This window comes from Flagellimonas sp., from assembly GCF_965215805.1.
GTDB lineage: Bacteria > Bacteroidota > Bacteroidia > Flavobacteriales > Flavobacteriaceae > Flagellimonas.
In genome coordinates, this window is the sequence record NZ_OZ244124.1 from 3332927 (window position 1) to 3348492 (window position 15566).

General features: G+C 40.9%; 10 protein-coding genes. 1 reads left to right on the forward strand and 9 read right to left on the reverse strand.

The genetic code is table 11. From position 1 onward, the window contains the following. Positions 1–3 precede the first annotated feature (3 nt). The 7 genes from ACOOE0_RS14740 to ACOOE0_RS14770 all read right to left on the reverse strand — a co-directional run bounded on the left by ACOOE0_RS14740 (position 4) and on the right by ACOOE0_RS14770 (position 13023). Positions 4–1140 carry a redoxin domain-containing protein gene (locus tag ACOOE0_RS14740; RefSeq protein WP_420399667.1) on the reverse strand — a complete coding sequence of 379 codons (1137 nt, stop codon included), beginning with the start codon at positions 1138–1140 and terminating at the stop codon, positions 4–6. A 28-nt stretch (positions 1141–1168) separates the two neighbouring features. Beyond that, positions 1169–2854, reverse strand: a complete 1686-nt coding sequence (locus tag ACOOE0_RS14745; RefSeq protein ID WP_420399668.1) for a M56 family metallopeptidase — start codon at positions 2852–2854, stop codon at positions 1169–1171. Then, complete coding sequence (locus ACOOE0_RS14750) at positions 2847–3212, reverse strand: BlaI/MecI/CopY family transcriptional regulator (protein WP_420399669.1); 366 nt, start codon at positions 3210–3212, stop codon at positions 2847–2849. Before ACOOE0_RS14750 ends, ACOOE0_RS14745 begins: the two co-directional genes overlap by 8 nt. Positions 3213–3292: 80 nt before the next feature. Next, a complete protein-coding gene (locus tag ACOOE0_RS14755) occupies positions 3293–6640 on the reverse strand; it encodes a VCBS repeat-containing protein (RefSeq protein ID WP_420399670.1) in 3348 nt (1115 codons plus the stop codon). 102 nt (positions 6641–6742) lie between these two features. After that, positions 6743–8344 carry a RagB/SusD family nutrient uptake outer membrane protein gene (locus ACOOE0_RS14760; RefSeq protein ID WP_420399671.1) on the reverse strand — a complete coding sequence of 534 codons (1602 nt, stop codon included), beginning with the start codon at positions 8342–8344 and terminating at the stop codon, positions 6743–6745. Between the two features lie 20 nt (positions 8345–8364). Beyond that, positions 8365–11679, reverse strand: coding sequence for a TonB-dependent receptor (locus ACOOE0_RS14765; protein ID WP_420399672.1), 3315 nt, complete (start codon positions 11677–11679; stop codon positions 8365–8367). A 204-nt stretch (positions 11680–11883) separates the two neighbouring features. Continuing rightward, on the reverse strand, positions 11884–13023 hold the full coding sequence (locus ACOOE0_RS14770; RefSeq protein ID WP_420399673.1) for a FecR family protein: 1140 nt from the start codon (positions 13021–13023) through the stop codon (positions 11884–11886). Positions 13024–13194: 171 nt separating this feature from the next. Here ACOOE0_RS14770 and ACOOE0_RS14775 point away from each other — a divergent pair, with 171 nt between their 5' ends. Further along, on the forward strand, positions 13195–13740 hold the full coding sequence (locus tag ACOOE0_RS14775; RefSeq protein WP_420399674.1) for a sigma-70 family RNA polymerase sigma factor: 546 nt from the start codon (positions 13195–13197) through the stop codon (positions 13738–13740). 8 nt (positions 13741–13748) lie between these two features. Here the strand turns inward: ACOOE0_RS14775 and ACOOE0_RS14780 are convergent, their stop codons facing one another. Both ACOOE0_RS14780 and ACOOE0_RS14785 read right to left on the reverse strand, forming a co-directional pair. Then, complete coding sequence (locus tag ACOOE0_RS14780) at positions 13749–14495, reverse strand: LytR/AlgR family response regulator transcription factor (RefSeq protein ID WP_420399675.1); 747 nt, start codon at positions 14493–14495, stop codon at positions 13749–13751. After that, positions 14492–15544, reverse strand: coding sequence for a sensor histidine kinase (locus ACOOE0_RS14785; RefSeq protein ID WP_420399676.1), 1053 nt, complete (start codon positions 15542–15544; stop codon positions 14492–14494). Before ACOOE0_RS14785 ends, ACOOE0_RS14780 begins: the two co-directional genes overlap by 4 nt. Positions 15545–15566: the final 22 nt, after the last annotated feature.

The following is a 15566-nucleotide window of genomic DNA, read 5'->3' on the forward strand; positions in this document are numbered from 1 at the left end:
CTGCTAATTGTTGGTGTCAGTATCAAAAAAAGCCGTCAACTCATCAGCAAAAGGTAGTTTGTCCTTGTCATATCCGTAAAATTCGGCTACTATGATTCCATTTTTATCTATTAAAAAACTATTAGGGATACCTCTTATACCATAGGACATTGGCGCTATGCCAGTAATTCCTTTTAGATCGGACATGTTAATCCAGGTGATATTGTCCTCTTTGGAGGCGCCTTCCCAATGATTCCTGTTTTTGTCTAGGGAAAAACTAACTATTTCCAATCCCTTCTCCCGATATTTTTCATAGAGTTCCGCATACTGTTTGCTCTGCCAACGACAAGGGCCACAACCGGCTGCCCAGAAATCGAGAATGGTGTACTCGTTTTGAGGAATGATGCTGGAAAGGTCTACTCTTTCACCCTCTAGATTTTCTCCAGACATTGAAACCATCTTATCTCCTTCTTCTACAATTTTATCAATGGCAATGTAATTTTTTAAGGCCAGGCCATTGGTACTTTGCTTAAGTTCCTCATCCAGTCCATCATAGATTTTTCCCAGTTCATCCTTGGAGAATTTATTGTTGATAAAGGTGAGCTGTTCCAAACTCACTAAATTGTTGGGCTTCTGTCTTACAAATTCCATGGACATTGCACTCGTTATACTATCAATTTGAAATATTTGAGCTCTCAAGCTATCCCTATCTCCTAAATTTGCCTGGATGGAATCTACCAGTTTTTCCCTTTTCTTGTCCAAATCTGCACGGGGAGACGAAAATTCCCAAGCCAGTTCGTGGATTTTGGATCCTTCTACTTTGGCATATCTAAAGTTCTCATAATCTCCTTTGATGGTTATGTCTGAATTATCAATCCAGAAAAATAGATACTTAAAAGCATCAGGATTTGCAGGGTCATATTTTGTTTTAAGCAGGTAGCGACCTGTTTCTTCCACCTTTCCCTTTAGTGTAAAACTATTATTGATCACTAAAGCACTGTCTATGGTTTTTGATAGGGAGAGCTCATCCAAAAGTAGCATCGTACTATCCTTAAAATGGGCTAACTGACCATGGATCACATAACCGGATTCGTTATTGGTTTTGATTTTTTCGGAACAGCCCAATGCTAAAAGGGCGATTAATAGCAAGACAAGTCTCATGTTTGTAGTTTTTGGATTGATAAGTAGCTTATTTTAGATAATACACTTGTTGATCGTATAATATTCCCTGACTAAATTCTTCCAGATAGATTAGATATTTACTGGAATACCTGTCAGATAAATTTTGTTGGTTAAGCATCAATTGTTGGTCCTTTAGGATATGAAAAACCACTTGTACCGAATCAAAGTTTTGATGTACCAATCCATCCTCCTGTAGCTCACGAATCATATCCTTAAGAAACTCTTGACTTTCATTGGAGTGCCTAGGTGTAATCAACGGCATGGCATCCGGATATTTACCTCGATAATGTTCCACCGCATCAGCGGGAACCTTTACACCAGATACATATATACCGCCAAAGGGCGTCATTCTTAAGGAAGTATTGACTGTTTCTTCAGTTACGGGCTTCCCTGCTCCATGGTTTTCCAAAACTTCTTGGAGAAATTGCTTCCATTGTTCCATATCCTTGGTTCTACGGGCCTTATGTTGCTGGTTCAACAATTTGTCCTCATAAATAATTTCAATAACATCTCCCCTGTCTATCTCTTGGTAACCAAAGTTTTCCGCCAACTCATCGTTCCGTAACTCGCCATCTTTGTAAAAGTCCTGGGTACCATCCTCATGGATGTGCCATTCCCGGTGTTCATCGGGATGAAAAATTATACCTCCGTCATCCCCAATGTGGAACCAAGGATATACTTTAGTGCCCTTTGATATCAGGTTGGGAGAGAGATTCTTTTTCGCCATAGTACCAAAGCCCAACGAAACAACGACAAACAATAAGACCAAGAACGAAAAGATAAATTTGTATTTCCTTTGATATCCGCTCTCCCCTACATGAAAGGTGGTTAAAGATTTGATACGGGATAAAACATTGCGGTTACCAAAAGCCAAGGCCAGTCGATAGTGCAATTGATACGACAGTTCCAAGGTTTTGGCATAGTCTACTTTGTTATAGCCCATGTTAATGACCTTAAGATCGCAAGAGGACTCCCTTTCATTTTTGACCATCGAGGACATATGCCAAACAAATGGGTTAAAAAAGAACATCACCTCCAACGACACCTGAAATAAATTGATCAGGTAATCATTTCTTTTAATATGCACCAATTCATGCATTAAAATGATTTCCAGTTCCATTCTACTGAATCCAGTAAGCGCCTCCAACGGAAAATAGATAATGGGCTTCCAATGTCCCATGGTAAAGGGATGGCTAATATATTGGATAATGTTTAGGTCAACTTTTTTTTTGATATTGAGTTTTTGGGCCAAATTGTTAACCAAAGATTCAAGTTGATGATCAGGTTCCCCGTTTGTGTGAAATTTAAGCTGGTTTTTGTGAAGTACTATTTTGGAACCAAAGAACAGTATTCCCAGCAGCCAAATTCCAATGAACCAATGGGTGTTATCCAACATAAAAACACGCATCCGATCCCAAATACCTAGGCCATATTGGTGATTTTCCCAGTCTGTCAATACCACAATTACTCTGGGTTTCAACCATAAATTGTAAATGGAATCACTTGTGAAAAACGATAATGACAGGACAACAAAAAAACCAAAGAAAACGGCCAAGGAAAGGTAGTACCTAAGGTTACCGTGTTTTGGATGAATCAGCCTTAGGAAGATAATCAAAAGCAACCAGGAAGCAGCTCCAATCCAGAGGGAATCAATCAAAAAACCGAGCAGTCTTGTGAAATCCAAATCAAACATCCTTCTCCATTTGTTTGATCATGGCCTTAATGGCATCCAACTCCTTTTTGGTGGGTTTGGCGTTACCCAGAAAACTTTGTGCAAAGCCTAAGGTAGATCCCCCAAAAAGATTTTGAATCATATTCCGCATACCATTGCTCTGTGCCACTTGCTTTTCAATATTGGCCCGGTAGACATGCTTCTTTCCCTCCTTCTCTCTTGCCAACAGACCTTTATCAAACATGATCTGCATTAATTTAAGAGTGGTCGTGTATCCTTTGTTGGAGTCCAAAGCTTCATGGACCTGCTGTACCGAAGCTTCTTTCAAATCCCAGAGAACAAGTAAAATCTCTAATTCTTTATTGGTGTATGCTTTCATCTACGAATAATTTCGTAACAAACATACGAAAAGATTCGTAATAAACAAATACAGGGCAAATATCTGGTTGGATGTTGATCTTAGCGTACTCCCATATTCAGCTTGATCAGCCTCAGGCTGCTATCGTTATTGGCTACCACCACGTATTGTTCCCCTTTAATGGTTATGCTGGCCATATCTTTGACATCTCCATCCATATAAAGCCCACTTTGATGGGGATACAATGGGTAAAAATCCCCTTGTCCATTTCCTTTGAGGAATGTACCAAAACTGGCATCGTTTCTAGGAGTTTCCACTTCAGAAGTGTAAAGGTTTCCAGCCAGAATCACATCAAGATTGCCATCCAAGTCAAAATCGTCAACCTGAATATCATTTACGGACGAGAATTGGGCCAAGTTTGGAAGTTTGGTTGATATATAGGTACCATCCCCCTTATTTTGAAAATAGGTAGTTGCGAAGGTACTTGCCTTGAGTTGCACGGATTCCTCCAAACTTTTTTTGCCTACCATATCCAAGACGGTAGCCCCACTAAAATCCTTGTAGGTTTTAAACTTGTGCTTTAGATAGGGCATTTGTTGAGAGGAGCACTCCTTACCCCGTACGGGATACACTTTGTCATCAGCCTCAAATCCCAAAATGATATCGTTCTTCCCATTTTTATCAAAGTCGGAACCGAATACCATGAACGGGGATTCAATAGAAGCTCTGTACTTATAATTTAATCCCAAATTGCCAGCAATGATGTCCATATGCCCGTCCTTGTTGAAATCCGCCACTTCAACTGAATACCACCAGCCTTCTGTATTTTCAAAGCCCAGTTGTTCAGGGTTCGATTTTTTAAAGAAGCCCTGTTCGTTCTTAAATAGAGTAAGTGGCATCCACTCTCCTACCACCAATAGGTCTTTATCCTGATCGTTGTCATAGTCCATCCAGACCGCATCGGTTACCAATCCCAAATCCATCAGTCCAACGGCCTTGTTATCGGTTACATCTACAAGTTTTCCATTTTTATTTTCATAGAGATAAGAGGATGCTGGCAAGGGATATTTTTGCGGGACCAGTCGACCGGCAACAAACAAGTCCAAATCCCCGTCCCCATCATAATCACAGGGCGTGGCCCTTCCCCCACTAAAGGCAATATCTGGAATAAGTTCTGTTGAATCTGTGAACTTTCCATCTCCCTGATTCAAGTACAATCTGTCTTTTAGGGTTTCAGTTCCATTAAGGGCTTCATTCCCACCGTTGACCACGAACAAGTCCTCCAACCCGTCATTGTTTAGATCAAAAAATATAGCCGAAACTTCTTCACTTTCCTTATTTCCCTTCCAAGGACCATCAATTGATAAGAATTCCCCATTTTTCTGTTGGACAAACATCTGTCCTTCCTGACCCATGGCTCCACCAACATACACATCGTCCAGTCCGTCATTGTTGATATCTGTAGTGGCCAATGCAGGACCAAGCTGGGAGTATCTATGAGGTAAGAGCACTTCCTTGGCAAAGTCATTATATATATTCTCCCTATGTTCAAAATCCAACCCAAAATGCGGTCCGCTGGTTTCAAAAAGCTTGAGGCTTTCTGTCTTTTTTTGTTTTGAGGTATCCCCTGCATTTTGATAATTCAAAGTGATGGCTTGGTTGTGGCTCACATATTCCAAGGTCTGTTCCTTGTCATCTGGCCATCTTACGGTCAAGGAATCTATAAGTCTATTTTTTCCCAATCCAAAATGGACAATGGGCTCATGTGAGGATAGGTAACCCCGTACGGTCTTAAATTCTTGATACTGCAGTTCTTTCCCAATTTTCAAGGTAATTTTCGCCCCTAGTCCAGTGGCATTATTTTGAGGCCCAATAAGTTTGATTTTCAGATAATTCCCGGTATTGGAATCGGAACTGGTATTCTTGAACACAAAGGCTTCGTCATCCAAATTATTGATCACCAGGTCTAAATCCCCATCATTGTCCAAATCAGCCACCGCCGCCCCGTTTGAAAAACTCTTTTCCTGAAAGCCCCAGTCGCCCGAAACATTCTTAAAGTTGAGTTCTCCCAAATTCTTATAGAGGTAATTGACTTCCTTTATCGGTTTGTACAAATTGATGATTTCCTCACTCTTTTGGGCAATCAATTCTTCCGCAGATTGGAATTTGGGACGGTTTTGCTCAAAGAATTTGGTAAGCCGCTTTTCAATATCCTTATCAAAAATATCCCTTTTGTATCCATTGGTGACCAACAGATCTTTGTTCCCATCATTATCAAAATCCGAAGCTAGACCTGCCCAGCTCCAATCGGTTTTGTCAATGCCGCTTAGCTTACCCACTTCACTGAACATGGTATTTCCCTGGTTTAAATGAAGCATATTGTGCATGTATTGGTGATGGAAACCCAAATCCAATAATTGGTTGAAGCCTTCTACATCCATGGAGGGCATGGACTGCTTGGCCCGTTTATGATCCGCAGGGAGCATTTCCGTAACAAAAATATCCTCCAAACCGTCGTTGTTGATATCCATGATATCCACACCCATGGAATAAAGGGAGATATGTTTGGTGGATTGTTTAATCTGTTCCTCCAAATACTTGCCGCCCCGATTGATATATAAATAATCGTCCTCATCAAAGTCATTAGCCACATAAATATCAGTGAAGCCATCACCGTTGACATCAGAAGCCACTACCCCCAGACCATACCCAAAATTATGGGCCAGCCCGACTTCCCTGCCAATTTCAACATATTTCCCGCCATCATTTCTATACAATTTGTCCCGATTGTAATCGCTGGGTTGCTGCTTGTTTTTAAGAACTTCCGCAATAGGGAGCATAAACTGGTTGGGCCTGTTGACCACATAAAGGTCCAGATCACTATCCCTGTCAAAATCAAAGAAAACCGCTTGGGTGGAATATCCAATATCCGCCACCCCAAAATTGGAAGCTTGTTCCTTGAACGAGCCATCACCCTGATTAATGTATAGTAGATTCCCGCGATTTTCATCGGTATCCTGCCATCCACCACGGCATACATAAATGTCCAAAAAGCCGTCTGAATTAATGTCCACCATGGAAACACCGTTGCTCCATCCCTTATGAGGTTTGATGTTGGCTTTTTGGGTGATATCCTCAAATCTTAATCCTCCTTTATTCAAGTATAGCCTGTCCTCCACCTCGTTACCCGAAAAGAAAACGTCTTGCAAGCCATCATTATTGATGTCCCCTATGGCCACCCCGCCCCCGTTGTAGGCATAGCTAAAGTTTTCAAAATACTCAAAGCGTTCCGTTATCTTATTGGTGAAGTCAATCCCGGTAAAATCGCTATCCAACTTTTGGAACAAAACGGTATTGGCCTCTTTTGGGCTTTCTGTGGAAGTACAACCGATTATCGCAATCAGAAAAAGCCACAATACGGAACGAAATGTTGATGAATGCCTAAGCATAAAATCTTTATTGATATTAAATTGACAAAGCCCTTTTCTTTATCCAAGAAAAGGGCATGTCCAAACTTAAAACTAACTAACTAACTCAAAAGCCAATTATCTTTAATACCCTGGATTTTGTGGATAGTCGTTTGATGATCTATCAATCTGGGTCAGTGGAATGGGCCTTAATGCGTGATAATCCTGGATATTGGGTGCTCCCCCAGCATTATGCATCTGAACGCGTTCCACGAGTTTACCTGTTCTTACCAAATCGAACCAACGTTTACCTTCCGCCGCAAATTCCTTGGCGCGTTCTTCCAAAATCACATCCAAATCCACCGCAGCAATGGGAGGCAATGCAGCTACATTGTCCACATTATAAGCTCTCATTCGCACTTCATTCAAGTATTGAAGTGCCTTGGTTTGGTCTGGTGCCGATTTAAGTGCATTGGCCTCGGACGCTATCAAATAGGCCTCCGCCAAGCGGTATACAATAAAATCGCGACTTCCCTCTGGCTGGTTTACGGATGCCCTATTGGGTTGCTCCCATTTTCTGGAAGTTGGAAAGATACGTTCGGTCAATTCATCCCGATTGTATATCTGACTTGAGAACGGTCTGGTATCCTTTTCGGCCTGACTCAATGGTGTTCTTGGAAGCCATACCACGGTGTCACCTTCCATAACTCCAGGAGGAGCAGTATCCGGATTGTTGGAAAAATAAACCGATGTAAAACTTGCATCATAGCGTTCATCTTCCATGTCATAAAGATTCAGCAAATAGTCGGTTGGCTTGAACCTTTTCCATGGTCTTCCATTGGCGATATCCCTTTTCATCCCATCCAGTTTGTCATACTCCATCAGGAAAAATAGGTGTGCTGGATTTCCAGAACCATCAAAATTTGGATCATCCGCATATTGAAAGGAAAAAATCAATTCACTGTTATTCTCATTGGTATCTAGGTTCCATAAATTTTCCACCGGTCTTACCAATGAAAAAGCCCCACTATTAATTACTTCTTCAGCTAACTGGGCAGCTTGATCATAATTCCCCTGGGTCAAATGAATTTCGGCCAAGGCCATTTTTGCGGCCCAAGACGTAGGTCTTCCCTGATCATTTTGGACAGCCGGCAAAGTCTGCTCTGCAAACTCCATATCCTCCAATATTCTGGAATACATTTCCGGGACAGGGGTTCTGTTGGCTTCACTTTCCACTCCTGTGGTTTCGTCGGCCGAATAATGAACGGCTCCCCATTGACGTACCAACCAGAAATAGTAGTACCCTCTCAAAAATCTGGCTTCTGCCAATATTTGATTTAGTTCCCCTGCATCCTTAATGATTTCAGGGGCTCTATTGATCACTGTGTTGGCGGTATTGATTCCTACGTACAATTCCTCCCAAGCAGCCTGCAAAATACCAGCGCTGGCATTCAGGTCGGTATCGTATCTATTAAAGGATTTGTTTCCTCCATCAGAACCGTTGGTATAGGTATCGGTACCGAGAGTTAACAAGGTCCATCCATTTTCTCGGTTTGATCCACCATTATCATTTCCCATAAGGGCGGTAAATGCCGCGTAGGTGGCGTTCAGACCAAAATGAATGCCCTCGGGGGTGGAGTAAATTCCATCAGCAGTGATGCCGCCAGTCAACTCCTCTTCCAAATAATCATCACAGGAAAAAAGGCACGAGGCGATTATCAATAAGATTACTTTTATATTTTTCATTTCTTTTTAGGTTTTGTTATTTAGAATGTTGTGCTCAGTCCAAAGATGAATGTTCTCGGACTTGGCAAATAGTTTCGGCCCGGGAAATTTGTAGTTGGGCCACTATTCGCAACATCTGGATCAATTCCGTCTATCAACTCACTTGAGGTAAATAAAAATGGATTCTGGGCAGTAACATAGAACCTCAGTCTCTGCAAACCTATTTTATCGAGAAATGTCTCATTAAAGTTGTATCCCAAGGAAATGTTCCTCACCCTTACATACGATCCATCAAAATAGTTCAACACTCCGGCATCTTTGGGAGATTCCTGATTGGCATTGGGTCTTGGGATGGAATTACTTGGATTTTCAGGTGTCCAATAGTTCACATCCACATTGTTGTATCTTCCAAACAACGAATTGTTGTTTCCAAATGCCTGGGACCTTATGGTATGTCCTTGCCTGGTTAAAAGGGCAACAGTAAAATCCCAACCCTTATAGTTTATATTACTGGTTAAACCACCAATCCATTGTGGGTCTTGGTAACCAATAATTTTCCTGTCATCATCATTTAAGACACCATCGCCATTCAAATCTGCCAATTTGATATCTCCAGGAACCCTTTGAAACGAACCTGCCTGAGCTGTTTCATCCAACTGCCAGATACCATCAAATACTCTATCGTAGAAAACACTCAATTGTTCTCCAATAAACCAACGGTTGCCCACATCGTCACCTTGACCTTCCAATAGGCTCACTATTTCACTTCGGTTTCTGGAGAAATTGAAATCAGTGCTCCATGTGAAATCTTCGGTTTGTACGTTTACGGTACTCAAAACAACTTCGATACCCTGGTTTTTGGTTTCCCCTACATTCTGAAGAACGGAGTTAAAACCAGATGTGATTGGGATGGTTCTTTCCAATAACAAATCGGAAGTATTCCCTACATAATAATCTATAGAACCGGAGATCCTGTTGTTGTAAAATCCAAAATCAATTCCAGCATCAAAGGTGGTGGTGATTTCCCATTTCAGGTCAGGGTTTGCAATTTCATTGGGTCTAAAACCAAAAGCTGGACTATCGCTAAAAGATCCTTCGGTTCTTGAAAGTCCACCCAGCGTACTAAAAGGGTCAATGGGGTTCCGTCCTACCGTACCATATCCCAATCGCAATTTTAGATTGCTAATGGTCTGGGATTCTTGTAGAAAATCTTCCTGACTCACTCTCCAAGCAAAGGAGCCTGAAGGGAAGAAGCCCCACTTGTTACCCTCGGCAAGCTTGGAAGATCCGTCGTATCTCCCCGTTAGGGTAAATAGATACTTGCTCTTGTATGAATAATTGAATCTTGCCATAAAGGAAGTCCACCGCTCCGTATCCAACGAGCTATCCCTGTTGGTTACTTCGGATGCATCCCCCAGATTGTTGAAGGTTTGCGACTCGGATGGTAAATCCCTTACGGCCAAGGTGGTGAAATCGTCCTTGATGTCCTGGGCACTAAAAAGGAATGTGGCATCCAAAGTATGAACCTCGTTAAAGGTATTATTATAGTTTATCAAGTTTTCAATGGTAAACGATGTGGTATTTCTAAGATCCTTTTGTGCAGTGTTCAGTCCACCTCGGTTAACGGAGCTAAGGGTACCCCTAAAATCATTGTTCCTATCAATGCGAAACTCAGGACCGATATTTAAAGTGTACTTTAAATGGTCATTAAACTGATAAGTTCCGAAGATGTTGGCAAAATACCTAAAGGTCTTGTTGTTGTCAACATAGTTTCCGCCTACAAAGTCGTTCAATGGATTCCAAATCAGTCCATCGTCCAATGGATCCGTGGTAGGTGTAACCCCATCTTCCTCAAAAGGTCGGGTTAGCGGTGAATTTCTAAAGATGAAATTAAGGGTGCTTCCATCGTTCAAATCATCCCTATCCGCAAAGGAGATCTGTTGTGAAAGTCCTACCTTTAATTTATCCGTTACATTCATATCCAGGTTGGTCCGCATGGTCAACCTTTCATATTCCGCATTCTTTACGATTCCTTCCTGTTGGAAATAGTTCAACGAAACATTGTAGCGTACTTTCTCAGAACCTCCTGAGATACCTACTTGGTGATTCTGTTGTAGGCCATTCTGAAAAATGAGGTCTTGAAAATTGGTGTTTATTCCTGCCTGAAAGGCTTCCAGTTGTCCTGCTTCCAAACCATCTGCCAAGGTTGGGATTGGCAAAGTCCCTGCGGCCAATCCTTGTTCCTGCTCGCTCGCGGCCCGTTGGGACTCCAATCGCATGGCCACCCACTGATCTGAGTCCATCAAATCAATGTTTTCATAGGGCTCCGAAAATCCGATATAGGACTCATAGGAAATCTGGGCCTTACCAGCTTTACCCCTTTTTGTGGTAATCAAGACCACACCATTGGCACCTCGTGCACCATAAATGGCAGCTGAAGAGGCATCCTTTAATATTTCTATGGATTGAATATCATTAGGGTTAAAATCACTTAGGTCTCCAGAAACAGGAATCCCGTCCACAACGAACAAGGGCTGATTGGAAAAATTAAGGGAGCTTCTACCCCGAATCAAAATACTGGGAGAACTACCGGGCTGGTTACTATCAAAGCTCACATCCACACCAGCTGCCTTACCCGCCAAAGCGTTCAGGGCGTTACTTTCCTTGGTAATATTTACATCATCTCCTGAAACTGATGTTATGGCTCCCGTTACATCACTCTTCCTTTGGGCACCATACCCCACCACAACTACCTCCTCCAGGCCAGCTGTACTTTCTGAAAGAGTGACATTAATGGTTGTTTGTTGACCTACGGAAACCTCCTTGGTTGCAAACCCAATATAGGAAATGACAAGAATTGCTTCGTCATCTGCAACTTCCAAACTATAGTTACCATCAAAATCTGTTTGCGCACCATTAACGGTACCCTTTTCAACAACGCTGGCTCCTGCTAGCGGAACGCCGTTTGAGTCCACAACTTTACCATTTATTTGCCGCTGTTCGATTTCTTCGTCATCGGTTTCGGCATTGGTATCCAAACTTGATATCCCATCGCGCTTTTTACGAGAAAGCAATATCTGACGGTTGAGGGTCCTATATTTAACATTGGTATTGTTGAAAAGCAATCTTAGTATATGCCTGATGTCCTTACTTTCAACATCCAAGCTTACTTTGCGGTCTAAGTTGAGCTGCTCACTTTCAAACAAGAATCGAAATTCGGACATGGATTCGATTTCGTCAAAAACTTGCTCAACAGTTACATTGTCTAGTTTTAAGGTCAATTTGGTGTTCTGAGAATACGAACTGGCATGGATCTTCAACAATGAAACTAGAAGTAGAAAGGTTGTAAGTTTCATTTTTAAATCAATTTTAGGCAGTGGAATGCTGAATCTACTGCCTTTATGGCATTTTTTCATATTTTTGTTTTGGTTATTAAATAATTTTTGAACTGAGATTATTTAGTCCATTTCATAAATCGGAAGATGTTGCAACCATTTTCCGATTTTTTTGGTTTTTACGGTTTCTTCATTTCATAGGCATTTAGAGTTTAGTTAGTTTAGTTAATAAATTATCACGTTTTCGTTAGCTTCTATAGTGTATTCAAAGGGAGTTACATTGCTTATGGACTGCATTACATCGTGTATGCTCTCTATATCCACATGAAATCTTGCATTAAATTTCTTTTGGTTTAGTTCTTCCTTATTGTTGGTTATGGTGACATTGTATCTGCGCTCAATCTTTCTGATCATATTATTGAACTCAGATTTTCTAAATACCAACTCCCCCTTGATCCAACTTGTATGCAGATCCAAATCCACAGCTGCTTTGCCAATGGTATGATCGGACTTATTAAAAGCTCCTTTGAAGCCAGGTTCCAGAATAAGGTTTTGACCCGAAATGGACGCGTCGCGCATACGAACGGAACCTTCTACCAAAACCGTGTTTATTTCCGTATCCTCCTCGTATGAGGATACATTGAATTCCGTTCCCAAAACTTCCACAGCCACTTCTCCCGCACTAACAATAAATGGATGATCAACATCCTTGGCCACCTTAAAATAGGCTTCGCCGCTAAGAAACACCTCTCGATTGTGATTTTTGATAAAGTTTATGGGATACCTTATGCTACTACCAGCATTTAGATGCACAATGGTACCATCCGATAATTCAAGATTGAAGATTTTGCCGTACGGTACAGCCAATTCGTTATAGATCAATTCCTCAATCTCATCGTTTTGGTCGTATATCAGTATATCCCCCTTTTGGGTGCCAACCACCAAACCATTGGCAGCAACAATTTCCTGATTTTCGCCTTGGTCTATAACCTTTACATCCTCTCCTCCTATTTTTAGGGTAATAACATCTGCAGGATTGGAATCCTCAGTGGTATCGAGATTTGCGTTAAACAGGAAATACGTTGCGGTTATAAGACCAATTAAAATGGCAGCATATTTTAAAATCGAAGGAGCAATGGAACGAATAGGCTTGATCGCCTCCAAGCGTTTCTTAACCAAGTTCCAATCGTTGTCAATGTCCAACTGGTCCAAAAACTTCAAGGATTCGTCTACCAATCCCTTTTGCAAAAGATTTTCTAAAAGTTCCTTTTCCTCGGCATTTAGAGATGAGTTGAGTTCAGGATTTACCTGCCCATTTTTTTGAATTTGTTTTAATGCCGCTATAAATTTTTCCGAATGGGACATAATATAGTGTTCTATATATATTGTTAAGGAAATGTTATTTTAGGGTGACAACATTTGATGCTTTTTTTGAACAATCACCAATTTTACAGGTTTGATTTTGACAAAAAAGTATAAATTTAACTTTTGAAGCACTAACCCTGTAAGCGTTTACATCTTGTAAATAACCAGGAATTGAAGACCACTACTCAAAAAAAAGAAGCATTGGAAGGCCTGTTCCGAGAGCATTATGCCTATCTGGCATTAGTGGCTTTTGGTGTTGTGGGCGATAAAGACATTGCCAAGGACATTGTGCAGGATTTCTTTGTCTGGTACTGCCAAAAAGAAAAGGAAATTGCCGTTAGGGCAACTTTTAAGACCTATGCCACTAGAGCTGTAAAGAACCTAAGCATCCAACATATTGAAAAGAAAAAACGGAAGGTGGATATCCTTAAAAACTTAAACCCAAGAGAGTTTGAGGAACCCTTTGCATTGGCCAACAAAATTTCCAATGAACAACGACTTAGGGAATTGCTTGATAAACTACCAACGGCTAGAAGGGAAATTTTCATTTCCTATGTGGCCTATAATATGAGTTATTCTGAGATTGCCAAGGAGAACGACATTTCCATCAATACTGTTAAAACGCAAATGAAAAGGGCTTACGCGTTTTTCAAGAATCACATCCCGGACAATTCCATTCTAGTTATTCTTGTGACACTTCTCCTCAAAAATGTATGAGAACCCTGTCAAATTGAGCTGGAGTTTTCATTCTTTAGATTGAACACATGATCTGCCAAAATGCGTTCCTTGGCAGATTTAAGATAACTGCGACCTATAGGAATGTTCTTGGTGCCAATTTCTACATTGTGTCTTTCCATGGACATGACTTTGTCTATAGCTATAACATAGGATTTATGAACCCTAAGAAAATTGTTTTTTGGCAGTTCGGCAATAATCCCAGACAGCGATTGATACACAATGTAATGTCCTGATAATGTGTTTATTTTAATGTAATCCTTCAAGCTTTCAATGAATAGTATGTCCTTGAACAGAATCTTCACCATTTTCTTGTTGGCCCGAATAAAAAAATAGGTGTTTTCAACCTCCTTTCTACCTATCGCGCTATCCTTTCTGGCCATCAACCTTTCAGAAACCTTATTGACAGCTTTCATAAACCGCTCCAAACGAATGGGCTTTACCAAATAATCAACCACATTGAACTCATAACTTTCCAGGGCATATTCCCGGTAGGCCGTGGTAATAACTACCAATGGTTGTTTTTGCATACTTCCAAGAAATTCAAGTCCACTTAAATGCGGCATGTTTATGTCCAGGAATATTACGTCTATCTCTTCATGTTCCAAGTCTGAAAGCGCATCCGTAGCCTTGGTATAGGAATTTACAACGCAAACATTGTCCAGTTTTTTGATATAGGACTCCAAAATACTGATAGCCAGGGGCTCATCGTCTATAATCAAGCAATTGATTTTCATCCCAAAGGTATTTTTAGCATAACATGGTATTGATTGTTCTCTGGATACGTCTGAAGTTCATAGGTTTCTCCGTATAAAAGTTCAAGTCTTCGTCTCGTATTGGCAATTCCAATGCCATCCTTGGTTTTCCTCGAGTCCGTGGGGTCAAATTCATTGGTCAAATAAAAAACCAGTAAATCTCCCTCCCTTTCATATTTCATTTTTATCCAAATACTGCCATCGCTTAATTGCCCATGCTTAAAGCAATTTTCCACGAAAGGTAAAAACAGCAAGGGTGGAAGTTTCACATCATCCAATTGTCCCTCGGTCTGGATATCACAATTCAATTGATACCCATGTCTTATCCGCTCCAGTTCAATATAGTTTTTTATGTATTTGATTTCTTTGGCCAAGGGGATTTTTTTCATGTTTATGTCGTAGATAACATACTCCATGATCTCAGATAGCTTAAGAACAACTTCGGCTGCTTTTTTGGACCGCTGCAGGGTTAGTGCATAAAGGTTATTTAGGGTATTGAAAAAAAAGTGGGGCTGTATCCTGGCCTTTAAAAATTTAAGTTCGGTTTCGGATTGTAGGGCCAACAAATGCTTGCTCTTGTTCAATTGAACCACATATTCCACGGTGAACTTGATTGCAGAGACCAACCCAATCACGTATATTTCGCCCAAAACCACAGTCACAATATGGTTGAACCCAAAGGGTTCATGAATTCCCTCAGCCTCTCTCCAGATTACTTCACAAACCCACCAATACGACAGCCCTACTCGAACAAAATAATGGCAACCAAGGGCAAGCATCAATAACAGGACATAGGTTTTATATCTTTTGGATAGAATAAATTTTGGGACGAGATAGTAAATGTTGAAATACACCATGATCATATGCAACGGGAACTCCACCATATTGGATTTGAAGGAGTACCAATAATCGTGAAAATAGCTACCCCATCGGATGGAATTGAACAAAAAATAGACCACCCAAAATATGATGTGGTATCGGATGGGAATCGTGGTCTTTACCTTGTTCTCTATGTTCCAAAATGCACTCAATACTGAACTTTTGCAGGGATTA

Excerpts from the sequence above, each read along its gene's own strand:
- ACOOE0_RS14740 (WP_420399667.1), bottom strand. The coding sequence starts at position 1,140 with ATGAGACTTGTCTTGCTATTAATCGCCCTTTTAGCATTGGGCTGTTCC.
- ACOOE0_RS14745 (WP_420399668.1), bottom strand. The coding sequence starts at position 2,854 with ATGTTTGATTTGGATTTCACAAGACTGCTCGGTTTTTTGATTGATTCC.
- ACOOE0_RS14750 (WP_420399669.1), bottom strand. The coding sequence starts at position 3,212 with ATGAAAGCATACACCAATAAAGAATTAGAGATTTTACTTGTTCTCTGG.
- ACOOE0_RS14755 (WP_420399670.1), bottom strand. The coding sequence starts at position 6,640 with ATGCTTAGGCATTCATCAACATTTCGTTCCGTATTGTGGCTTTTTCTG.
- ACOOE0_RS14760 (WP_420399671.1), bottom strand. The coding sequence starts at position 8,344 with ATGAAAAATATAAAAGTAATCTTATTGATAATCGCCTCGTGCCTTTTT.
- ACOOE0_RS14765 (WP_420399672.1), bottom strand. The coding sequence starts at position 11,679 with ATGAAACTTACAACCTTTCTACTTCTAGTTTCATTGTTGAAGATCCAT.
- ACOOE0_RS14770 (WP_420399673.1), bottom strand. The coding sequence starts at position 13,023 with ATGTCCCATTCGGAAAAATTTATAGCGGCATTAAAACAAATTCAAAAA.
- ACOOE0_RS14780 (WP_420399675.1), bottom strand. The coding sequence starts at position 14,495 with ATGAAAATCAATTGCTTGATTATAGACGATGAGCCCCTGGCTATCAGT.